A 20,109-nucleotide genomic window follows, 5' to 3' on the forward strand; every position below is an offset into this window, starting at 1 on the left:
GAAATTGAACTGTTCATGACAGTGTCTGGCGTGCCGGTAGCTGCAACGCGAAACGGCCGGCGCTGGCATGCGCCGGCGCGCCCCCCTATAATCCACAGCCATCGAAACCCTGACCGAGGTGTGCATGTCCCGGCGATTACCCCCGCTCAACGCGCTCAAGGCCTTTGAGGCTGCCGCCCGCAACCTGAGTTTTACCCGGGCGGCGGAGGAGCTGTTTGTGACGCAGGCGGCCATCAGTCACCAGATCAAGGGGCTGGAGGAGTTTCTGGGCATCAAGCTGTTTCGCCGGCGCAACCGCTCGCTGCTGCTGACCGAAGAAGGGCAGAGCTATTTTCTGGAGATCAAGGACATCTTTACCGCCATCTCCGATGCCACCGAGCGGTTGCTGGCGCGCAGCGCCAAGGGCGCACTGACCGTGAGCCTGCAGCCGAGCTTTGCCATTCAGTGGCTGGTGCCCCGGCTGGTGCGTTTCAGCGAGGTGCACCCGGACATCGACGTGCGCATCAAGGCAGTGGATCTGGACGAAGGCTCGCTTACCGACGACGTGGACGTGGCCATCTATTACGGTCGCGGCAACTGGCCCGGACTGCGCGCCGACAAGCTGCACGCGGAATACCTGATCCCGGTGTGCTCGCCCATGTTGCTGATGGGCACCCGGCCGCTGAAAACGCCGGAAGATTTAACCCGGCACACCCTGCTGCACGACACCTCCCGCCGCGACTGGAAGGCCTGGTTCAAGCAGCTCGACATACAGGCGGCCAACGTCAATCAGGGGCCCATTTTCAGCCATTCGTCCATGGTCATCCAGGCCGCCATTCACGGTCAGGGGGTGGCGCTGGGCCACAGCGTGCTGACCCAGCCGGAGATCGATGCCGGTCGTCTGGTGTGTCCGTTTGAGCAGGTGCTGATGTCGAAAAACGCCTATTACCTGGTGTGCCACGAGTCCCAGGCCGGGCTCGGCAAGATCGCCGCCTTTCGCGACTGGATGCTGGCCTTGGTCAACAAAGAAGAAAAGCAAAAGGCAGTGAACGGATGAACATAATCAAGAATGGCCCCGACTACGCCAGCCGCCGGGTGTTGCTGGCCCACGGTGCCGGCGCCGGCATGGAGCATGCCGTGATGCAGGCCCTGGCCGAGGGGTTGGCCGGCGACGACATTCAGGTGGTGCGCTTTGAGTTTCCCTATATGCAAAAGACCCGGGCCGACGGCCGCCGCCGGCCCCCGGACCGCGAGCCGGTGCTGCTGGAGTGCTGGCGGCAACTGGCCCGGGAGTGCGCCCACCCCAGGTTGTTTCTGGCGGGCAAGTCCATGGGCGGGCGCATGGCATCGCTGGTGGCCGACGAACTGGCTCCGGCCGGGCTTATCCTGCTGGGCTTTCCCTTTCATCCGCCGGGCAAGCCGGAGCGTTTTCGTGGCCAGCATCTGGCCTCGATACGCACGCCCACCCTGCTGCTGCAGGGCGAGCGCGACAGCTTTGGCAGCCGCGAGGCGGTAGAAAACTATGATCTGGCCGAGTCCGTGCAAACCTGCTGGGTGACCGACGGCGATCACGGTTTCACGCCGCGCAAGGCCTCGGGGGTTACCCTTGAGCGCAACCTGGCGTACGTGTGTGAGCGCATGAGGAGCTTTATTGGTGATCATTAATCTCGCCTTTTACGGCGCGGCCCTGTTCGGCCTGAGCGCCACCGCCCTGGGCGCCTACGGGGCCCATGGCCTGGCGGCGGCCCCGGCGCTGGTGGCGGCCTTTAACACCGGGGTGCAATACCAGTTTCTGCATGCCCTGGCGCTGTTGCTGGTGGCCATTATGCTGACGCGGCGGGCCACCCGGCTGGTGCACGCCGCTGCCGTTCTGTTTGTGCTGGGCATTGTGATGTTCAGCGGCAGTCTTTATGCCCTGGTGCTGCTTGGCACCGGGGGAATGGGTTTTGTGACTCCCCTCGGGGGAGTGTGTTTAATGGCGGGCTGGCTGTGTCTGATGCTGTCCGGTCGCGCCTGGTTGAGGTCTGAATGAAACAGTTGTTGATATATTGCCGCCCCGGATTTGAAAAGGAAGCGGCCGCCGAAATTCAGGACAGGGCCGGGCAGATGGGCTGTCCGGGCTTTGCCCGCGCCAAGGACGACAGCGGTTATGTGGTGTACGAGTGCTTTCAGCCGGAAGACGGCGATCTGCTGGCGCGCAAGCTGCCGTTTCGCGAGCTGATTTTCGCCCGCCAGATGCTGGTGGTGTGGGCCGAGCTGAACGACCTGCCCCTTGATGATCGCATCGCTCCCCTGGTCGGGGCCGCCGAGGGCATGCCCCTGTGCGGCGACATTCGGGTGGAAACCCCCGACACCAACGAGGGCAAGGAGCTGTCGCGCTTTTGCCGCAAGTTTACCGTGCCGGCGCGTCAGGCCCTGCGTGGCAAGGGCGTGCTGACCCGGGCCGAGGCCCGCAACCGGCCCACCCTGCACCTGTTTTTTACCGCCAATAACCGGGTGATGCTGGGCTACTCCTATTCCTACAACCAGTCGCCGTTTCACATGGGCATTCCCCGGTTGCGGTTTCCCGCCGACGCGCCGAGCCGCTCCAGCCTCAAGCTGGAAGAGGCCTTTCACGTGTTTATTCCCCGGGAGGAGTGGGACACCCGGCTGACTTCCGGCCTGCGAGGCGTGGATCTGGGCGCGGCCCCCGGTGGCTGGACCTATCAGCTGGTGGCCCGGGGCATGATGGTGGCGGCCATCGACAACGGCCCCATGGCCCAGAGCCTGATGGACACCGGTCAGGTCAAGCACTACCGGGAAGACGGCTTCAAGTGGCGGCCCAGCCGCAAGAACGTGTACTGGCTGGTGTGCGACATGGTGGAAAAACCGGCGCGGGTGGTGGCGCTGATGGCCGACTGGCTGCTGGCGGAAGACTGCCAGGAGGCGATCTTCAACCTCAAGCTGCCGATGAAAAAGCGCTATGCCGAGGCGGTGCACAACCTGCAGCAGTTGCAGGAAAAGCTCGACCAGCTCGGTGGCTTTCAGATCCAGGCCAAGCACCTGTACCACGACCGGGAAGAGATCACCGTGCACGTGTGCCAGCCGCGCAAGGTGGCCAAACTCGAGCCCAAGGCCTGACCGGGTCGCTGTCCTCGTCACTCCCACGCAGGAGCGTGGGAGCGAGAAAACATAAAAAAACGGCGCTGTTTTCACGGCGCCGTTTTTGCTTCAGCCGAATGCCGGTTACAGGTTGGCAATAATGGCGTCGGTGAATTCGGTGGTGCTGGCGTTGCCGCCCAGATCCCGGGTGACCGTCTTGCCTTCGGCAATGGTTTTGGCTACGGCAGTGCGGATTTGCGCGGCCTTGTCGGCCAGCCCTAAATGCTCCAGCATCTGAATGGAGGCCAGGATCACCGAGCAGGGGTTGGCGATGTTCTGGCCGGCAATGTCGGGGGCCGAGCCGTGCACCGCTTCGAAAATGGCCACCTCCTTGCCGATGTTGGCGCCTGGCGCCATGCCCAGGCCGCCCACCAGGCCGGCGCACAGATCCGAGAGAATGTCGCCGAACAGGTTGGTGGTCACGATGACGTCGAAGCGCTCCGGATACATCACCAGGTTCATGCAGGCGGCGTCCACGATCATCTCGGCGGTTTCGATGTCCGGATAGCGCTGTGACACTTCCCGCGCCACTTCCAGGAACAGCCCGGAGGTGGATTTGAGAATGTTGGCCTTGTGCACCACGGTGACCTTTTTGCGGCCCTCGTTGCGGGCCAGCTCATAGGCAAAGGTGACGATGCGCTCGGCGCCTTCCCGGGTGATGATGCTCATGGCCTCGGCGCTGCTGTTGTCCTCGGCGCGCTTCTGGCCGGCGCCGGAATACATGCCTTCGGTGTTTTCCCGAATGGTGATGATGTCGATGTTCTCGAAACGGCTTTGGGTGCCTTCAAACGATACCACCGGGCGCACGTTGGCGTAGAGGTTGAACAGCTTGCGCAGGGAAACGTTGATGGAGGTAAAGCCGCCGCCCACCGGGGTGGTAAGAGGGCCCTTGAGGGCAATCTTGTTTTTGGCGATAAGGTCGAGGGTGGTTTGGGGAAGAAGTTCGCCGTGGTTTTCCAGGGCCGTCAGGCCGGCGTCGGCGTAGTCGTAGTGAAAGTCACAACCTGCGTGATCCATAATGCGCAGGGCGGCATCGATAATGCTGGGACCGATGCCATCGCCCGGGATCACGGTAATACTGCGTTTGCTCATGGGCAGCGTCCCGTTATCAGTGTTGGTCTGTAATTCTGTTTAGCCGCGACTTTATAACATTTTGTACCCATTTTGCCTATGACTCTTTGGTCTAATGGTGATATCGAAGCTGCTGCAAATTCAGCCCCAGTTCAATATCATCCACCAGTTTGACCAGTTGGCGTGCCAGCAGTGCGTCATTTTGGTGCATTTGCACGGTTTTTTGTTCTTTGCTGTCGGCAGGGGCGGTCAGCAGAGCCTCAAGGTTGCCGAATTGTTGCAGCAGGGCTTGCGCCCGTTTGGGACCAATGCCGGGCACGCCCCGAATATTGCTGCCGGAGACGCCGGTGAGCGCCCAGTAATCCACCAGCTGACCGGGCTCAAGGCCGAACTTCTGGCGCACATGGGCCTCGTCCAGCCAGCGCTGGCCAAAATGATCCCACAGCCGGACATGGGGCTCGAGCAGCTGGCAAAAGCCCTTGTCGGTGGAGACGATGGTGCTGTGGCCGCCGTGGCGGGCGAGCCGGCGCGCCAGGGTCGCCACCAGATCGTCCGCTTCCTCGCTGTCCGACAGCAGGGCGTCTATGCCCTGCTGCCACAGCGCCCGCTGCAGCTCCCCCAGATAGCCGGCCAGCTCCGCCGGCATGGGCTGGCGGTTGGCCTTGTATTCCGGGCTGAGGCGATGGCGAAAGCCCGCCGGCGCGCCGTCGAACACCGCCACCACGTGGCTGGGGGCAAAGCGTTTGAGCAACTTGCCGGCGGCCTGCACCAGGGCGGCCCGAGTGGCCGCCAGCCGGGCCTCGGGCTGCTCATGCCGGCCCTGTTGCACCGCATGCAGCCGGCGCACCAGGTTCATGGCATCGAGGATCAGCAGTTGCATGGGGCTCAGCGATCGATGCGGTAGCAGGGCACATAGGTGGAGCCGGGCAGCTTCATGCGCTGCTGCTCCACAAACTGCCGCAGCAGCTTGTCCATCATCTTCATCAGTTTGGGATCACCGTTGATCAGGAAGGGGCCCTTTTTCTCGATGGCGCGCAGGCCGCTTTCCTTGACGTTGCCCGCCACGATGCCGGAAAAGGCCCGGCGCAGGTTGGCGGCCAGTTGCTGGGGCGCCTGATCCCAGTGCAGGTTAAGGTTGGCCATGTTGTCGTGGTCGGGCACAAAGGGCAGCTGGAACTCGGGCTCGATCTTGAGCGACCAGTTGAAGGAGTAGGCGTCGCCCACGGATTTGCGGTAGTCGCGCACCAGCGGCATGGTGGTTTTCAGGCGCCGGGCCACTTCCGCCGGATCGTCGATGATGATCTCGTAAAGGGCCTGGGCGTCCGGTCCCAGGGTGCTGCCGATAAACTCGTCGACGCTGCGAAAATAGCTGGCGCTTTCCTTGGGACCGGTGAGGATGATGGGCAGCGGCTGATTGCGGTTTTCCGGGTGCATCATGATGCCCAGAATGTAGAGGATCTCTTCCGCCGTGCCCACGCCGCCGGGAAACACGATAATGCCGTGGCCCAGGCGTACAAAGGCCTCCAGACGCTTTTCAATGTCGGGCAGGATCACCAGCTCGTTGACGATGGGGTTGGGCGGCTCGGCGGCGATGATGGATGGCTCGGTCAGGCCCACATAGCGGCTGCCGGTCACCCGCTGCTTGGCGTGGCCCACGGCCGCACCCTTCATCGGGCCTTCCATGGCGCCGGGACCACAACCGGTGCAGATATTGAGCTCGCGCAGGCCCAGCTCGTTGCCCACTTCCCGGGTGTACTGGTATTCCGCCGGGCTGATGGAGTGGCCGCCCCAGCACACGATAAGGTTGGGATCGGCGCCCGGATTGATGGCCCGGGCATGGCGCAGAATGGAAAACACCAGGTCGGTGATGTGGGACGACGCCGTCAGGTTGAGCTGGGGATTGGCCTGCAGGTGGCTGTTGACGTAAATGATGTCGCGCAGCACCGAGAACAGGTGGTCCTGAATGCTGCGAATGATTTCGCCGTCCACAAAGGCGTGCTCGGGCGGGTTGAACAGCTCCAGCTTGATGCCCCGCTCCCGGCGAATGACGTTGATGTCGAAATTGCGGTAGCGCTCGAGTATTTCCTTGGAGCTGTCGGTCTTGCTGCCGGAATTGAGCACCGCCAGCGCGCAGTTGCGGAACAGCTGATACAGGCTGCCGGAAGCCGACTGCTTGAGGCGATCCACCTCGATTTGGGACAGCAGGTTCATGCTGCCAACCGGATTGATATGGGTGATCATGTTTTATCCCTAGATAGTAATAAGGCAGGGCTCAGAGAATCACGAGCTGATTGCGTCCTGCATTTTTTGCCCGGTACAGGGCCTGATCGGCGCGCTCCAGGGCGGAGGTAATGGTGTCCCCGTGCCTGAGCAGGGTGGCCCCCATGGAGACGGTGATGGTAACGCGCTCCTGTTTGAAACGAAACGGAATGGCTGCAATTTTTCGGCACAATTGTTCCAGTGGCCGGTGCAGCAACTGGGGATCCACATTCAGCATCAGCACCACAAACTCCTCGCCGCCGAAGCGGGCCACAAAGTCGCTTGCCTTCACACTCTGGCGCAGGGTGCGGGCGATCAGCCGCAGGGCCTTGTCGCCGGCCAGGTGGCCGAACTTGTCGTTGATCTGCTTGAAATGATCGATGTCGAGCAGGGTTATGCACAAGGGCTGTGGCGACTTCTGCCAGCGCTGAAATTCGGTCTTCAGGCGCTCGTTCAGGGCGGTGCGGTTGTACACCTGGGTGAGGCTGTCGATCAGCAGCTTTTCATTCTGGCTGGTCAGCCGCCGGCGGTAATCGCTGGCCTGTTGTTTCAGCTCGCAGACTCGGGTTTCCAGGGTTTGCAGGCGTGTCAGCAGCGCCGCTTCCCGTTGTTGCAGCTGCTCGTGGCGGCTCAGGATCCTTTGAATGCCGTTCATGCGCAGTTCAATCTCCCGGGTCAGCCGGGTTTGCTCATGGCCGGCCAGGTGGGCGCCGATGGCGTTCAGCTCGCCGGCCAGATCGGCATCGTGAACCTGGCGGTCGCAGACCAGGGCCCGGCCTTCGTTGACCGAGCAGGAAAACTGATCCTGCATGCCTTCCAGCCCCTCGTTGAGGCGGGCGAGAAAACGGGTGGAATGCTGACGTTCGGTACGGCTTCCCTGAATGACCAGCTCAATCAGGCGCAGGCACAGCGGCGGCAGGGTTTCGGGGTCATTGTGCTGCAGCAGTTGCTGCTGGATCTCGCCGATTTCCCGGCCCACCTCGCCGCCGTAGTCGAGCTCGTCGATCAGTTGCAGCAGGCGCTGGCACAGCTCGCGCTGATCCTGCTCCTGCTGGGTGGAGCACAGGCCGATGGCCTGCTGGTAGCATTCCAGCAGCGGCCACAGGTAATAAAAAAAATTGCCCGGGGTTTCCAGGTCGTGCACCAGGGCGGGCAACTGGGGCGGGGCATAGGGCGATGCCTGCAGCTCCCGGGCCGCCTGCAGCAGCTGCTCGCCACCCTGCTGCTGCTGGTGGGCGGCCTGATGGTGAAAACGACGCAGCCGGCTCAGTTGCCGGTGCAGGCTATCGGCCAGTCCCGGCTCGGCCGGCTCGCCGGCGGGCGCATCGGGTGAGGGCTGACTGCCGAACAGCTTTTGCCATTGCACCAGCAGGCCCCGGCCGTCGGCCTGCTCCGGCAGGGCCGGGTCCCTGGCAGCCTGATCGGGCAGGCCGTTCAGCAGGGTCTGCAATTCGGTGATGACGGCCACCAGATCCTGCAACATCATGGGATCACTGTTTTTGTTCATTATTCACCATTGCCCTGGGCGGCAGTGTTATTGTTAACATTATGGTAACGCCGGCAGCAGGGCTTGCCAGTCAATTTGTTGTTTTTTGTGGGAGCTGTTCACTTTGACCAGCCCCTTCATAATACCCTGAACGCAGCAGGTGCGAATATCTCCGGTGAAAAACGCCGCCTGCTGGCAGTCCACCGCCAGTAACTCCACCCAGGCCGACTCACAGGTTTTTTCCGCCAGCTGGTGCGCCGCCGCCATGGCCAGGTAAAGAATGTCGCCGAGTTTCATGTCATCCAGCGCATGGGGCGACTTGGGCAGGAAGGGATGGCCGATAATGCCGGTGATCAGGCGCCTGTCCAGTTCAAACTGGCAGGGAAACTCGGCAAACATGCGCTCCAGCGCCTCCAGGGTCTGCTGCAGTTCGGCCACTTCCTTTTGCGGAATGGCGTAAATGAACTGGCCGTCGCGCAGATCGTAGAGCCGCGCCCTGGGATGAATACGTCCGCGCAGGTAGTCGCCGAGCTGGCGCTGAATGTTGGTGGCATGGCCCAGCCCGACCCGCTCGCGCAGGTTGGTCATAAAGGGCACCTGCAGCAGCAGGTAATAGATTTTGTCGTCAAAGGGGCGGGGTTGCTCTTCACTCAGGTACCATTGCTCCGAGCGCTGCTGCTGTTTGGCCATTTCCTGCGGCAGACGCTGCATCAGCTGACGCCAGTTGGGCAGGCCGGTAATGGGCTCGATCAGCAGCGCCTGCTGCAGCTCCTGGTTGTGGCGCAGCAGCCGGCGGCTGCGCACATGATTGCGCAGCAGGCCGTACAGCAGCAACGGCGACAGCAGGCTCAGGGCGGCGGCGAGCAGGGCAAACTGCTCCCGCTCTGCCAGCAGTTGCTCACTGCGTCGGCCCAGCTCGCTCAGCTCCCGTTCCTGCTGCAACTGCAGTTCGTTGTCCTGCACCAGGCTCTGGGTGAGCAGACGGTTGACTGTGGTGGCGCGCTTGAAATAGGCGTGCAGCGCCTTCTGGTGTTTCAGCGCATCCCCCATGTTGCCGCTTTGTTCAAACAGCTCGGCCAGCAGCCGGTGGCTTTCAATCAGCCGCAGCACGTCGTCCAGCTGCTCCGCCAGGGCCCGTGCCCGTTCCAGCCGCAGCAGGGCCAGACCGTATTCGCCCTGGGCCAGATGTACCTTGCCCAGTTGCACCAGGGCATCTATCTGGCGGGAGCCGTCCTGATTGCGTTCAAAGCCGGAGCGGGCCATGCCGAGGTAATGCAGGCCTTCCGCAAAACTGCCGAGCTGGGCATAGGACTGGCCGATTTCCAGGTAAAGCTGATACATGATGTCGGCATCGCCCTGAATGCGCACCAGATCCAGGGCGTTGAAAAAATAAACCAGCGCCAGGTTGGCATCGTTGCCGGTGCGGGTAACCCGGCCGAGGTTGATCAGTGAACTGATCAGCAGCGGATTGTTGCCCAGTTGCTCGAACTCGGTGGTGGACTGGTTGGCATACTGCAGCGCCTTGTCGTTCTGCCCCAGGGCGGCATAGATGGCGGCGGCCTTCTTGGCGGCCAGGGCCTTGACGTAAAACTGGCGGCGATCGCCGAGGGAGTCGAGGGTTTCCAGAAAGTGGGACAGGGCCAGCTCGTCCTGCTGCAGTTGCAGATAATATTCGCCCAGCAAAAAGTTGGCCCAGGCCTGGCGCGGGGTATCGTCCTGCTGCAGGGCCTGCAACCGCGCCTGCTCAAAGGCCTGGCGGGCCTCGTCAAAGCGGTGCTGATGCAGCAGCACCGCGGCCTGCAACAGCTGAATGTCCCCCTTCAGATCCGAGTCGGGGGGCAGCGTCAGGCCGGCCGCCTCATCGAGCTGGGCCTGGGCCAGTGCCGGCTGCTGGCGGGCCAGGGCCAGTTTGGCCTTGATCAGCAGGCCGATGGCCAGGGCGTGATGCTGGCGGTGCTGGCGGGCCAGGGCTATGGCCCGGTTGATGCTGACGTCCGCCGGCAGCAGCAGGCCGTCGTTGGCCTGGCACAGGGCCTGCAACTGCCAGGCGGTAAAGGTCTGGCCTCGAGTGCGAAAACGCTTGGCCTGCTGCAGCTGGTCCGGCTCCTGGCGGGAGTTGAACATGGAGGCGGGTCTGGCTTCCTTGCGCTGCAGAAAATAGTGGGTCAGGGCCACGCATTCGTCGGGCCGGCTCAGCATAAGCTGGCGGGCCCGCTGCAGTTCGGCGGGCTCCGGTGAGTAGGTTGACAGCGGCGGCGCCCCTGCCAGATGCGACACCAGAACGGCGACAGACAGAATCACAATAATCGATACCGAAAAAACCGGGCCAGTGGCGCAGTTTACGAAGCCCGCCGGTCTGCGTCCAGCCCGGCGGGCTCATGTGAGTTACTGGCGTAGCAGGCGCACATTGGCCGCCTTACCGGCCACATTGCTGCGGTAGGGGTTGATGTCGAGGCCGCCGCGGCGGGTGTAGCGGGCATATACGGTCAGCTCTGCGGGCCGGCAGTGCTGCATCAGATCCATAAAGATGCGCTCCACGCACTGCTCGTGGAACTCGTTGTGCTGGCGAAAGCTCACCAGATAGCGCAGCAGCGCATCCTGGCGGATGCGCGGGCCCTGGTAGCGGATCATGATGCTGCCCCAGTCGGGCTGGCCGGTGACCAGGCAGTTGGACTTGAGCAGATGGGAGTGCAGGGTTTCATTGACGATGTCCGCCTCGGTGGCGTGGGCCAGCAGGGTGGCATCGGGCTGGTAGCGGTCGATGTCGATGTCCAGCTGATCGATGCAGTGGCCGGGCAGGCGGCCGAACTGGGCGGGGGCGTACTGCAGTTCGTAGAGCTTGACCGTGACCGCCCCCTGAGCGCAGGCAGACAGATCCCGGGCCAGGGTTTCCTCCACCGCCGCCAGGCTTTCAAACCGGCTCTGGTTGAAGCTGTTCAGATACAGCTTGAAGGACTTGGACTCGATCAGGTTGAGGCTGGTGGCGGGCACCCGCACCTCGCCCATGGCCACCACGGGCTTGCCTTTGGCATTGAGCCAGGACAGCTCGTAGAGGTTCCACAGATCTTCACCGGAAAAGGGCAGAGCATCGGCCTTGAGTGCCAGATCGTCCCGGTTCAGACTGCGGGGCACCGGTTGCAGCTGGCCGGGATCATACTCGCTGACGTAGCTGCTTTGTTTGCCCAGTGGCAGCTCGGCAAGGGAATGGCTCTGTTGGTATTTCTGCTCTGGTGTCATTTGAAATTCCGGTTGCTAGAATGGCGCGTGTGCGGGCCGCCATGGCCCGACGGTTATCCCTGGGTGTGCGAGTCATCTGTGCACATTGTTATCGTTTATTGTGAGACTTTGCCATGCAGAATCAAGAGGTCGCGGCCCTGTCCGGCCTGTTTGACCGTTACCGGCGGCTCTACGGCCAGCCGCTGGCCGAGCAGGACCCCGGGCAGCCTTCGCCCGCCGAGCTGCCACCGGCCCATCAGGGCCGGGTGGGCTGGCGGCCCTTTCTGCGCGCCGAGCCGGGCAGCTTTGACAACCTGGCCCGGGCCCTGGCCATGCCGGTGCACCCGTCGCTGACGGCGCTGTTCGGTCATTATTACGCCGGCAATTTACCCCTGTGTTACAAGGGGCTGTTTGTGACCCTGCTGCAACCCTGGAATTCGGCCGATTTCGAGCGGTTGCAGCAAAATCAGATTGGCCATCAGCTGATGCAGCGCAAGCTGGGTTTGCCGGCCACCTGGTTTATTGCCACCTGCCGGGATGAGCACCGGCTGGTGACCCTGGACAACGCCAGCGGCGCCGTGCTGCTGGAGCGGCTCGGCCAGGGCGCCATCGGCACCCTGGCGCCGGATCTGGCCGGTTTTTTGCGCCGGGCCGAGCCGGTCAGCTCTTGAAGTCCCAGGACAGGTTGGACACCAGCCGGCAGGGCTCGCAGAAAAAGTCGAAAATATCGTGCAGCGGCGCGTCCAGCTTCCACTCGCCGCCGCAGCCGGGACAGGGGCGGGCCTGCTCGCTGGCCAGGCTGTCGCCGCCCACCCGGTACAGGTAGTAGAAGGTGGGGATTTTGGTCAGAAACTCGATGCGCTTGGCCAGATCCCGGCCCCGGCGGCTGAGCAGGCTGGTGGTGGCAGAAATTTCCTCGACCGCCGCATGCTCCAGAATGGAGCCGTTCATCTGCAGTTGATCACAGGCTTCCCAGTCTTCCTGCCATTTCAGCACCTGTTTGAAGTCGCCGTTGGCCACCGCCGGAATGCGGTACAGCGGAATGGGCGCGAAATGCTCACCGCAGCGCAGCGGTGAGCAGGTGTGCAGGTAGCTGGTGTAGAGCACCTGCCACTCCGGGCGGTGGGCCTCGTCGGTGGTGTCGGAGTTGAGATCCGGACCGCGCGGGTTCACCTTGGGGCTGGTGAGCCCGGCCCGGTGCAACCGTTCCACCGCCAGCTCCACCTGACGGCTGTAGTGGCGCGGATGCAGGCTGTCGGCTTCCGGGCACACCACCCGGCTGGTAAGCCAGCCCTGGTGAATGACGGTGGGAAATTCCCGGCCAATGATCTGGCCGTTATAGCGCAGGGCGTCGAGCAGCTGGCGAATGGCCGATTCGGCCTCGGCCAGGGCGGTGTCCTGATAACAGTCAAACTGCAGTTCACAAACCCACATCAGGCGCCGGGCTCCTCAAGGCGGGCCAGCCGGGCTTCCAGCTGGCGCACTTTTTCTTCCAGCGCCGCCAGGCGGTCGTCCGGGGGTTGCGCTTCCCCGGACTGTGCGGATGCCGCCGGCGTGGCGGGCAGGGAAGCCGGATCCTGGCGGTGGCGGTTAACCAGGCTTATCAGCTCGGCCATGTTTACCGGGCCCGACAGCCGGGCCCGTACCGTGGCGGTGGTAATGGCCTTGCCCTCATCGGCAAGGCGGTGAATGATCTCGATGATCTCTCGGGACATGGGGTCTCCGTGGGTTATCTCAGGCTGGCGTTGAGCTGGTCGATGACTTCGGCCCAGTCCGAATCTTCCTGCAGCCCTTCCTTCAGAAAGCTGGCCTGGGCCGGGCTCCAGAAGGGCGCCTCAACCAGCTCCACTTCCGGCGGCAGCCGGTGGTTGTGCAGAAAATGCTCTATGCCGTCGTGGCTGGCATCCAGTCCCAGTTGTTCAAACAGTTCGCTGAACGGGTGAACGATATGCTCCATGTTGACCTCCGTTTGCAGTGAAAAAGAACGTGCCGATCTGAGTTACAGCATAGGTGATGGCGGCTCCCGCAGCACCGGTACCGATACTTCCACCACCCGCAGGCCGGCCAGCCAGAGCTCGCCCTCATTGCGCTGCATGCCGTCGTGACTGAACTCAAAGCGAAAATGGGCAAGCCACCGGCCTTTGCGCAGGCAAAAACGGTAGCGGTACACGCTCAGCAGCTGAAACTGCTGGCGCTTGCAGTAATGCACCAGCCAGCGATTGGCGAACTCGCTCTGGCGCCGCAGTTGCCAGATCCCGGCCCCCAGCAACGCCAGGGCCAGCAGCCCCAGCAGCTCAGCCACGGGTGGCGGCCAGCAGGCCGCCCAGGGCCTGTTTCAGGGCGGCGGGCAGTTCGGGGTTGTGCAGGTTGGCCAGGATCAGCGGTCGCAGCGCCGGCACCGACACCAGCTCGGCAAACAGGCCGTTGAACAGCTCGCCGTGGTGTTCCGCCAGCAGCGCCAGGTAGGGCAGCAGCAGGGCCTCGTCGGTCAGCTCCTGCCACAGCCGGGCGGCCAGGGTCAGCAGCAGGGCGGGGCCCGGGCTCAGCGCCAGCAGGGTGGCCAGCTTGGCGCTGCGCTCCCTGAAGGGGGCGCAGCCGGCGGTGGCGCGCAGCAGCAGGCCAATATGCTCTTCGTCGGGTTCACCCCGCTCCAGCTCGCCGTTAATGGCCTCGATCATGGCCTTGGCCAGCGGTGCGGGCAACGGATGGTGCTCGCACTGGGTCAGCAGCGCCTGCTGCACCGGCGCCGGTAATTGCCACAGCCGCTGCTGCACCCGTTTCGCCAGGCCGGCGTCGGTGTGCAGCCGGGCGGCCAGGTCCGCCAGTCCCTGCAGGCCCAGCTGTTGCCAGTCATGGGCCGCGGGATTTTCCAGGTAGTCGAGCACCCCCCGGTAATAGGCGGAGGGTGCATGGTTCAGCGTCAGGCTCAGGCGGGCGTGAAAAGCGGCCAGCTTGTCCTGGGCGGGCTGAAAGGTAAAGGGCGTGTTTGCCAGTTGCTGTTGCTGCTCGTCGGAAAGCGGAGCGTGAATATCGCCGCCGAGCTGCTCCACCAGCGCCGACAGGAAGAGCTTGACTGCGGCGTTGTTGAACAGGCCGCGTTCGTCCAGGGGGATCTTGAGAAACCACACATAGGGCTGGCCGCCATGTTGCTGCCAGTAGCATACCGCCAGCCAGGCGTGGCGCTGCAACGGCCAGGGATAGGGGCGCCGGCCGGCCTCAATGGCGACAAAGTCATCCCGCTCAAGGGGCTGCAAGCGCCGGCCCAGATCGAACAGGCGAAAGTCGGTTCCGGCCTGGGTCAAAAATTCGCTGAGAGTGTCTATTTGCATCGGCTCCTCCTGTCTTGAGGGCGAATTATAGGGAGTCGTTGGCCGGGATGGTATAGTAGCGGGCCGTTTTACCCGGAGTTTGCCCCATGTCTGCTGATATTCCTTCCCTGCTGACCGACATTGAACGGGCGCTGAAAGCCCTGGGCTGGTGGCAGACGTCACCCCCTTCGGCCGCAGCGCTGGCCAGCACCCAGCCGTTTTGCCTTGATACCCTGAGCCTGCCCCAGTGGCTGCAATTCATATTGCTGCCGCGGTTGCGGGCCATGCTGGCGGCCGGCAGCCCGCTGCCGAGCCGCATTGCCGTGTACCCGATGGCGGTGGAGAGCTTCAGGGAAGTGCGTGAGCAGGCAGGGGCGCTGCTGGAAGCCATTGCCCGGCTGGATGAGGCCCTGAGTGGTGAGCCGGTGGTGCGCGAGCCATGAGCATTGAGCTGGTGTACGAAGACGACTGGCTGGTGGCGGTGAACAAGGCGCCGGGGCTGCTGGTGCACCGCAGCTGGCTGGATCGCCACGAAACCCGCTTTGCCATGCAGCTGACCCGGGACGCGGTGGGCTGTCATGTGTTTCCGGTGCACCGGCTCGACCGGCCCACCTCCGGGCTGCTGCTGTTTGCCAAGAATGCCGGGGTGGCCCGCACCCTGACCGAGGACTTTGGCGAGCGGCGAGTGAACAAAACCTACCTGGCGCTGGTGCGGGGCTACCTTGAGGGCGAAGGCCGGCTCGACTATGCCCTGAGCCGGGAGCTGGATGACATTGCCGACAAGTTTGCCGATGCCGACAAGCCGGCCCAGGATGCCATTACCCGCTGGCAGGGGCTGGACCGGGTGGAGTTGCCGGTGGCGGTGTCCAAAAAGCACGCCACCAGCCGCTACAGCCTGGTGCAGCTCAGCCCGGAAACCGGCCGCAAGCACCAGTTGCGCCGGCACATGGCCCACCTGCGCCATCCCATCGTCGGCGACACCAGTCACGGTGATGGCCGCCATAACCGGTTCTTTCGCGACCACTACCAGTGTAACCGGCTGATGCTGCACGCCGCCCGGCTGAGCCTGACCCACCCGGTCACCGCTGAGCCGCTGAGGCTTGACGCTCCCCTGGACGAAACCTGGCGATCGCTGATCTGTGAGTTCGGTTGGGAAAGTACGCTCGCGACCAGTGAGCTGGCCGGGTAAAATCCACAGTTTCAGTGGCTTAGGCGTATATCGTGATACTGCAACCTCTACTCGATCGTATTGACTCACAGGCCCGCCGGCATATTGGCCAGGGCAAGGTGGCCGACTATATCCCCGCGTTGGCGCGGGTGCCTGCCGAGCGTTTTGGCATGGCCATCTGTACCCTGGACGGCGAGCTGTATTGCAGTGGCGACGCCCGGGAGCCCTTCTCCATTCAGAGTATTTCCAAGGCCTTCGCCCTGGCAATGGCCCAGCAGCGCTATGGTGACGAGCTGTGGCAGCGGGTAGGCAAGGAGCCGTCGGGCAATGCCTTCAATTCCCTGGTGCAGTTGGAGTTCGAGCAGGGCATACCGCGTAATCCCTTTATCAATGCCGGCGCCCTGGTGGTGGTGGACGCGCTCAGCTCCCGCCTGTCGGCTCCGGTGCACGCCTTTCTGGAGGCGATGCGGCTGCGGTCCGGTAATCCGGGATTACGCATTGACCACAAGGTCGCCGACTCTGAGTATGAACACCGCTTTCGCAATGCGGCCATGGCCAACCTGATGAAGAGCTTTGGCAACTTTCGCAATGAGGTGGACGAGGTGCTGAGGGCTTATTTCAGCTATTGCGCCCTGTCCATGAGCTGTGTGGACCTGGCCCGTGCCTTCAGTTTCCTGGCCAATGGCGGTTGCTGCGTGGTGACCGGCGAGCAGTGGCTGTCCCGGCTGCAGACGCAGCAGCTCAACGCCCTGCTGTTCACCTCGGGACTCTATGATGCGGCCGGGGATTTCGCCTACCGGGTAGGCATGCCAGCCAAGTCCGGGGTGGGGGGCGGTATCGTGGCGGTGGTACCGGGACGTTTCACGGTGTGCGTCTGGTCGCCGGAACTGAACTGTTATGGCAATTCGGTGGCGGGGATCTGGGCGCTGGAAGAGTTGTCCCGGGCTCTGGACTTACGACTTTTCTGACAGGAGGAAATATGGCGACAGTGGAGATTATTATCGGCACCGTGTATGGCTCGGCCGTGCTGGTGGCGGAGGCCCTGGAGGAAGCACTGGTGAAGGCGGGCCACAGCGTGACCCTGCATGAAGATGCGGAGCTGGCCGAGCTGGATCAATCCCATTTCTGGTTGTTTGTGACCTCCACCACCGGTCAGGGCGACATTCCCCCCAACCTGGTGCCGCTGTTCGAAGAGCTGCGGGAAAGCTGTCCGCCCATTCCTCGGGTGCGTTACGCCCTGGTGGCCCTGGGCGACAGCAGCTACGAGCACTTCTGTGGCGCCGGCCGCCGGCTGGACGAACAGTTGCAGGAGCTACAGGCCCAGGCGGTCACCGAGCGGCTGCAGGTGGACGCCACCGACACCCTGGAGCCGGAGGTGCCCGCCCTTGACTGGCTCAAGGGCTGGATGGACAAAATTTAAAAGAGGGGGGCATCTTGTTTCCACGTGCTGTGTGGGCATGCATGCCGGGACGGTATCGGGGGGCGCGCTGTCTTGTGCCTCACCCCTTGCGTATCACTGCTCACGATTGAGCCGGATGCCGTTCGCTTCAATCAGGATTTTGCCCTGCTTGTACAGCCCGCCGATGGCCTTCTTGAAGGTGCCCTTGCTGATGCCGAACAGGCGGTAAATGGTGTCGGGATCCGTTTTGTCGCTCACCGGCAGGCTGCCGCCGGCGGCCTGCAGCCGGGCCAGTACCTTGTCCGCCGCCTCGTCGGTCTTGCCCGGGCCGGGCTTGAACAGGGTCAGGTCAATCTTGCCGTCGGCCCGCACCTGCTTGATGTAGCCACGCAGGCTTTTGCCCATAGGCAGGCGCTCGGGCAGCTCCGACTTGAACAGCTGGCCCCAGAAGCGACCGTCGACGATGGCCTTGAGCCCCAGGGGGGTGCCGGCCACGATCAGCAGGCTGACCTCGTCGCCGGCGCTGTAGCGGGGCGTGTCCTTGCTGAGAAAGGGCTCCAGCTTGCTGGTGGCCACCATGCGTCCCTCGTGATCCAGCGACAGGTACACCACATAATGGCGGCCCACCTGCATGAGCTGGGCCTGATTGCGGGCGGGCACGAAAATGTCCTTTTTCATGCCCCAGTCGAGAAAGGCCCCCAGGCGGTTGACCGTCACCACCCTGAGCGAGGCGAACTGGTTGACCCTGGCCTTGGGACGGCTGGTGGTGATCACCGGCTGCAGATCCGCATCCAGATACATAAAGGCGTCGATCCGGTCGCCGGGCTGGCAGCCGGCGGGCAGCTGGCTTCTGGGCAGAAACAGCTCGCCCCAGTCGCCGCCGTCCAGCCAGCCGCCCTTGTCGTCGAGCCGCAGCAAAGGCAGGGAGTTGTTGTCGCCAAGCTTGATCATCAGGATTCCATCGTTGTCAAAAACCATGATCTTAGCCTGCCGGACGGGTAAAAACCATCTTTGAAAAGGTCCCGGGGTCCGGTTGCAGCTTAAAACTTAAACCTTTAAATTCAATGAATTATCATTTTTCTGTTGCCCCTGTCGGTCAAAAGGCTGCTACACTCGGGCAAAAGATCGACACTGTGGTGATTGTGTTCCCGTTTTCAGCGGGCCCGCCATATTCAGGAGCAATACGCAAGCATGGATCAGGCACAGATCACCATCCTTATTATTCTTGCCGCCACCGTGGTGATGTTCATGTGGGGGCGCTGGCGCCACGACATGGTGGCCGCCGGCGCCCTGCTCGCCTGCATTCTCACCGGCCTGGTGCCCGCCGAGGTGGCCTTCGACGGTCTGGGCCACCCGGCGGTGATCACCGTGGCCTGCGTGCTGGTGCTGAGCAAGGGCCTGCAGAGCACGGGAGCGGTGGATGTGCTGGCGCGCACCTTTTTGCCGGGCCAGTCCGGCCCTGTGCTGTCGATTGTGGCGCTGACCACCCTGGGCGCCGTGCTGTCGGCCTTTATGAACAACGTGGGCGCCCTGGCGCTGCTGATGCCGGTGGCCCTGCAAATGGCCCGGCGCCAGCAACTGCCGCCGGGCCAGATCCTGATGCCACTGGCCTTTGGCACCATACTGGGGGGCATGACCACCCTGATCGGCACTCCGCCCAATTTGATCGTCTCCGGTTTTCGCCAGGCCAGCGGTGGCGAAGGCTTTGGCATGTTCGACTACACCCCGGTGGGGCTGGCGGTGGCCGCCCTGGGAGTGGGATTTGTGACCCTCGTCGGCTGGCGGCTGGTGCCTGCGCGCAAGCAGTCGGGCATGGAAGGGTTTGAGTCCGGCGCCTACATCACCGAAGCCCGGGTACCGGAAGGCAGCAAGGCCGAAGGGCTTACCCTGCGTGAGCTGGAGCTGGCACTGGTGGAGGCGGATGCCCAGGTGCTGGGGCTGGTGCGCAACTCGGTTCGGGTGATGCCGCCCAGCCCGCGCCGGCGCACCCGCGCCGGCGATATTCTGATGCTGGAAGCCGAGGCCGAGACCCTGTCCCATGCCCTGTCGTCCCTCGGGCTCAAGCTGGAAGAAGCCAGGGCCACCAAGGAAGAGCGGCAAAAGGAAAAAGAAAAGGCCGGCAAGGACAATGGTCCGCCCCGGGAGACCGCCGCCGAGCCGGAAACGGACGAGCAGGCGAAAAAGGACAAGAAGGAAAAAAACGAGGACGGCTCCGATGAAATCGTGCTGATGGAGCTGGTGATTTTGCCCAGCTCCGAGCTGCTGGGGCGTACCGCCCGGGGCATTCAGCTGCGCACCCGCTACGGTGTTAATCTGCTGGCGGTGTCGCGCCAGGGCCAGCGCTCCTTCAAGCGGCTGCGGGCGCTGGCGTTTCGCGCCGGCGATCTGCTGCTGATGCAGGGCTCGCCCGAGCTGATAGCCGAGTTTGCCTCCAGCACCGGCTGCGTGCCCCTGGCGGAGCGGGAGCTGCGGATCCCCGACAAGAAAAAGGCGCTGACCGCGGCCGGTATCATGGCCGCCTCGGTCACGGTGGCGGCTCTTGGCTGGCTGCCGGCGGCGGTGGCCTTTGCCAGTGGCGTGCTGGCGTCCATGGTGTTTCGTACCGTGCCGCCGCGCTCGGTTTACAATGCCGTGGACTGGCCGGTGGTGGTGCTGCTGGGGGCGCTGATCCCGGTGGCGGACGTAATGGAATCGAGCGGCACCGCCCGTCTGGTGGCCGGCTGGCTGCTCGACGGGGTGGCCCAGGGCAGTGCCCTGGTGGCGCTGGCGCTGATCCTGGTGGTGACCATGACCCTGTCGGACGTGATGAACAACGCGGCCACGGCGGCGGTGATGTGCCCCATCGCCCTGGGCACCGCCAATCAGCTGGCGGTGAACCCGGATGCCTTTCTGATGGCGGTGGCCATTGGCGGCTCCTGTGCCTTTCTCACCCCCATCGGCCACCAGAACAATACCCTGATCCTGGGGCCCGGGGGCTTTCGCTTTGGCGATTACTGGCGACTGGGGTTGCCGCTGGAACTGCTGGTGATCGCGCTCAGCCTGCCCATGCTGTTATGGATTTGGCCGCTTCAGGCCGGATAAC

General features: G+C 63.4%; 22 protein-coding genes. 10 read left to right on the plus strand and 12 right to left on the minus strand.

Translation table 11 applies throughout. The annotated features are described in order from the left end of the window. Nucleotides 1–124 precede the first annotated feature (124 nt). From PU634_RS03410 to rlmM, 4 genes are read left to right on the plus strand one after another with little or no spacing between them, the layout of a single operon-like run. The gene (locus PU634_RS03410) at nt 125–1,036 is read left to right on the plus strand and encodes a transcriptional regulator GcvA (protein WP_306762665.1); all 912 of its coding nucleotides are present in this window, start codon (nt 125–127) and stop codon (nt 1,034–1,036) included. After that, the gene (locus tag PU634_RS03415) at nt 1,033–1,644 is read left to right on the plus strand and encodes an alpha/beta fold hydrolase (RefSeq protein ID WP_306762666.1); all 612 of its coding nucleotides are present in this window, start codon (nt 1,033–1,035) and stop codon (nt 1,642–1,644) included. Before PU634_RS03410 ends, PU634_RS03415 begins: the two co-directional genes overlap by 4 nt. Further along, nucleotides 1,634–2,011: a DUF423 domain-containing protein gene (locus tag PU634_RS03420; RefSeq protein WP_306762667.1), complete on the plus strand. Its 378-nt coding sequence runs from the start codon at nt 1,634–1,636 to the stop codon at nt 2,009–2,011. Before PU634_RS03415 ends, PU634_RS03420 begins: the two co-directional genes overlap by 11 nt. Further along, nucleotides 2,008–3,099, plus strand: a complete 1,092-nt coding sequence (gene rlmM / locus PU634_RS03425) for a 23S rRNA (cytidine(2498)-2'-O)-methyltransferase RlmM (protein ID WP_306762668.1) — start codon at nt 2,008–2,010, stop codon at nt 3,097–3,099. Before PU634_RS03420 ends, rlmM begins: the two co-directional genes overlap by 4 nt. A 105-nt stretch (nt 3,100–3,204) precedes the next feature. On the opposite strand, the gene PU634_RS03430 is transcribed toward rlmM, so the two are convergent. The 6 genes from PU634_RS03430 to queF form a co-directional block, all read right to left on the minus strand. After that, nucleotides 3,205–4,212: an isocitrate dehydrogenase gene (locus PU634_RS03430; protein ID WP_306762669.1), complete on the minus strand. Its 1,008-nt coding sequence runs from the start codon at nt 4,210–4,212 to the stop codon at nt 3,205–3,207. A 91-nt stretch (nt 4,213–4,303) separates the two neighbouring features. After that, the gene (gene xni, locus PU634_RS03435) at nt 4,304–5,071 is read right to left on the minus strand and encodes a flap endonuclease Xni (protein ID WP_306762670.1); all 768 of its coding nucleotides are present in this window, start codon (nt 5,069–5,071) and stop codon (nt 4,304–4,306) included. A gap of 5 nt (nt 5,072–5,076) precedes the next feature. After that, entirely contained in the window at nt 5,077–6,432 is a 1,356-nt protein-coding gene (gene ppnN, locus PU634_RS03440) for a nucleotide 5'-monophosphate nucleosidase PpnN (RefSeq protein WP_306762671.1), read from the minus strand. A gap of 31 nt (nt 6,433–6,463) precedes the next feature. Further along, the gene (locus PU634_RS03445) at nt 6,464–7,957 is read right to left on the minus strand and encodes a GGDEF domain-containing protein (protein ID WP_306762672.1); all 1,494 of its coding nucleotides are present in this window, start codon (nt 7,955–7,957) and stop codon (nt 6,464–6,466) included. Between the two features lie 39 nt (nt 7,958–7,996). Next, nucleotides 7,997–10,237 carry a tetratricopeptide repeat protein gene (locus PU634_RS03450; protein ID WP_306762673.1) on the minus strand — a complete coding sequence of 747 codons (2,241 nt, stop codon included), beginning with the start codon at nt 10,235–10,237 and terminating at the stop codon, nt 7,997–7,999. Between the two features lie 84 nt (nt 10,238–10,321). Beyond that, the gene (gene queF, locus PU634_RS03455; protein WP_306762674.1) at nt 10,322–11,173 is read right to left on the minus strand and encodes an NADPH-dependent 7-cyano-7-deazaguanine reductase QueF; all 852 of its coding nucleotides are present in this window, start codon (nt 11,171–11,173) and stop codon (nt 10,322–10,324) included. Nucleotides 11,174–11,286: 113 nt separating this feature from the next. Here queF and PU634_RS03460 point away from each other — a divergent pair, with 113 nt between their 5' ends. Continuing rightward, complete coding sequence (locus tag PU634_RS03460; RefSeq protein ID WP_306762675.1) at nt 11,287–11,823, plus strand: SecY-interacting protein Syd; 537 nt, start codon at nt 11,287–11,289, stop codon at nt 11,821–11,823. Here PU634_RS03460 and PU634_RS03465 read toward each other — a convergent pair. From PU634_RS03465 to PU634_RS03485, 5 genes are read right to left on the minus strand one after another with little or no spacing between them, the layout of a single operon-like run. After that, nucleotides 11,813–12,586 (minus strand): Zn-ribbon-containing protein, encoded by a 774-nt coding sequence (locus tag PU634_RS03465; RefSeq protein ID WP_306762676.1) that lies wholly within the window; start codon nt 12,584–12,586, stop codon nt 11,813–11,815. The genes PU634_RS03460 and PU634_RS03465 overlap by 11 nt on opposite strands. Continuing rightward, on the minus strand, nt 12,586–12,867 hold the full coding sequence (locus PU634_RS03470) for a hypothetical protein (protein WP_306762677.1): 282 nt from the start codon (nt 12,865–12,867) through the stop codon (nt 12,586–12,588). Before PU634_RS03470 ends, PU634_RS03465 begins: the two co-directional genes overlap by 1 nt. 14 nt (nt 12,868–12,881) lie before the next feature. Then, entirely contained in the window at nt 12,882–13,109 is a 228-nt protein-coding gene (locus PU634_RS03475; RefSeq protein WP_306762678.1) for a DUF2789 domain-containing protein, read from the minus strand. A gap of 42 nt (nt 13,110–13,151) precedes the next feature. After that, nucleotides 13,152–13,454, minus strand: a complete 303-nt coding sequence (locus tag PU634_RS03480) for a DUF3301 domain-containing protein (RefSeq protein WP_306762679.1) — start codon at nt 13,452–13,454, stop codon at nt 13,152–13,154. Then, nucleotides 13,447–14,481 (minus strand): DUF3549 family protein, encoded by a 1,035-nt coding sequence (locus PU634_RS03485; protein ID WP_306762680.1) that lies wholly within the window; start codon nt 14,479–14,481, stop codon nt 13,447–13,449. Before PU634_RS03485 ends, PU634_RS03480 begins: the two co-directional genes overlap by 8 nt. A gap of 86 nt (nt 14,482–14,567) precedes the next feature. Between PU634_RS03485 and PU634_RS03490 the strand changes: the two genes are divergently transcribed. From PU634_RS03490 to PU634_RS03505, 4 genes are read left to right on the plus strand one after another with little or no spacing between them, the layout of a single operon-like run. Further along, nucleotides 14,568–14,903: a YqcC family protein gene (locus tag PU634_RS03490; protein WP_306762681.1), complete on the plus strand. Its 336-nt coding sequence runs from the start codon at nt 14,568–14,570 to the stop codon at nt 14,901–14,903. Beyond that, the gene (gene truC / locus PU634_RS03495; protein WP_306762682.1) at nt 14,900–15,649 is read left to right on the plus strand and encodes a tRNA pseudouridine(65) synthase TruC; all 750 of its coding nucleotides are present in this window, start codon (nt 14,900–14,902) and stop codon (nt 15,647–15,649) included. The genes PU634_RS03490 and truC overlap by 4 nt, the downstream gene beginning before the upstream one ends. A gap of 29 nt (nt 15,650–15,678) precedes the next feature. Then, complete coding sequence (gene glsB / locus PU634_RS03500; RefSeq protein WP_371319636.1) at nt 15,679–16,596, plus strand: glutaminase B; 918 nt, start codon at nt 15,679–15,681, stop codon at nt 16,594–16,596. A gap of 11 nt (nt 16,597–16,607) precedes the next feature. Continuing rightward, nucleotides 16,608–17,048, plus strand: coding sequence for a flavodoxin (locus PU634_RS03505; protein ID WP_306762684.1), 441 nt, complete (start codon nt 16,608–16,610; stop codon nt 17,046–17,048). A 93-nt stretch (nt 17,049–17,141) separates the two neighbouring features. Here the strand turns inward: PU634_RS03505 and PU634_RS03510 are convergent, their stop codons facing one another. Continuing rightward, the gene (locus PU634_RS03510; protein WP_306763655.1) at nt 17,142–17,978 is read right to left on the minus strand and encodes a CvfB family protein; all 837 of its coding nucleotides are present in this window, start codon (nt 17,976–17,978) and stop codon (nt 17,142–17,144) included. Nucleotides 17,979–18,218: 240 nt separating this feature from the next. On the opposite strand from PU634_RS03510, the gene PU634_RS03515 reads away from it, so the two are divergent. Beyond that, on the plus strand, nt 18,219–20,108 hold the full coding sequence (locus tag PU634_RS03515) for an SLC13 family permease (protein WP_306762685.1): 1,890 nt from the start codon (nt 18,219–18,221) through the stop codon (nt 20,106–20,108). The last annotated feature ends 1 nt before the right edge of the window (nt 20,109 follow it).

It is taken from the genome of Oceanimonas pelagia (assembly GCF_030849025.1).
Lineage (GTDB): Bacteria > Pseudomonadota > Gammaproteobacteria > Enterobacterales > Aeromonadaceae > Oceanimonas > Oceanimonas pelagia.

Coding starts and splice junctions, on each gene's coding strand:
- xni (WP_306762670.1), bottom strand. CDS start 5,071: ATGCAACTGCTGATCCTCGATGCCATGAACCTGGTGCGCCGGCTGCAT.
- ppnN (WP_306762671.1), bottom strand. CDS start 6,432: ATGATCACCCATATCAATCCGGTTGGCAGCATGAACCTGCTGTCCCAA.
- PU634_RS03410 (WP_306762665.1), top strand. CDS start 125: ATGTCCCGGCGATTACCCCCGCTCAACGCGCTCAAGGCCTTTGAGGCT.
- PU634_RS03510 (WP_306763655.1), bottom strand. CDS start 17,978: ATGATCAAGCTTGGCGACAACAACTCCCTGCCTTTGCTGCGGCTCGAC.
- PU634_RS03515 (WP_306762685.1), top strand. CDS start 18,219: ATGGATCAGGCACAGATCACCATCCTTATTATTCTTGCCGCCACCGTG.
- PU634_RS03460 (WP_306762675.1), top strand. CDS start 11,287: ATGCAGAATCAAGAGGTCGCGGCCCTGTCCGGCCTGTTTGACCGTTAC.
- PU634_RS03490 (WP_306762681.1), top strand. CDS start 14,568: ATGTCTGCTGATATTCCTTCCCTGCTGACCGACATTGAACGGGCGCTG.
- PU634_RS03470 (WP_306762677.1), bottom strand. CDS start 12,867: ATGTCCCGAGAGATCATCGAGATCATTCACCGCCTTGCCGATGAGGGC.
- rlmM (WP_306762668.1), top strand. CDS start 2,008: ATGAAACAGTTGTTGATATATTGCCGCCCCGGATTTGAAAAGGAAGCG.
- PU634_RS03415 (WP_306762666.1), top strand. CDS start 1,033: ATGAACATAATCAAGAATGGCCCCGACTACGCCAGCCGCCGGGTGTTG.
- PU634_RS03465 (WP_306762676.1), bottom strand. CDS start 12,586: ATGTGGGTTTGTGAACTGCAGTTTGACTGTTATCAGGACACCGCCCTG.
- queF (WP_306762674.1), bottom strand. CDS start 11,173: ATGACACCAGAGCAGAAATACCAACAGAGCCATTCCCTTGCCGAGCTG.
- PU634_RS03485 (WP_306762680.1), bottom strand. CDS start 14,481: ATGCAAATAGACACTCTCAGCGAATTTTTGACCCAGGCCGGAACCGAC.
- PU634_RS03505 (WP_306762684.1), top strand. CDS start 16,608: ATGGCGACAGTGGAGATTATTATCGGCACCGTGTATGGCTCGGCCGTG.
- PU634_RS03430 (WP_306762669.1), bottom strand. CDS start 4,212: ATGAGCAAACGCAGTATTACCGTGATCCCGGGCGATGGCATCGGTCCC.
- PU634_RS03475 (WP_306762678.1), bottom strand. CDS start 13,109: ATGGAGCATATCGTTCACCCGTTCAGCGAACTGTTTGAACAACTGGGA.
- PU634_RS03445 (WP_306762672.1), bottom strand. CDS start 7,957: ATGAACAAAAACAGTGATCCCATGATGTTGCAGGATCTGGTGGCCGTC.
- truC (WP_306762682.1), top strand. CDS start 14,900: ATGAGCATTGAGCTGGTGTACGAAGACGACTGGCTGGTGGCGGTGAAC.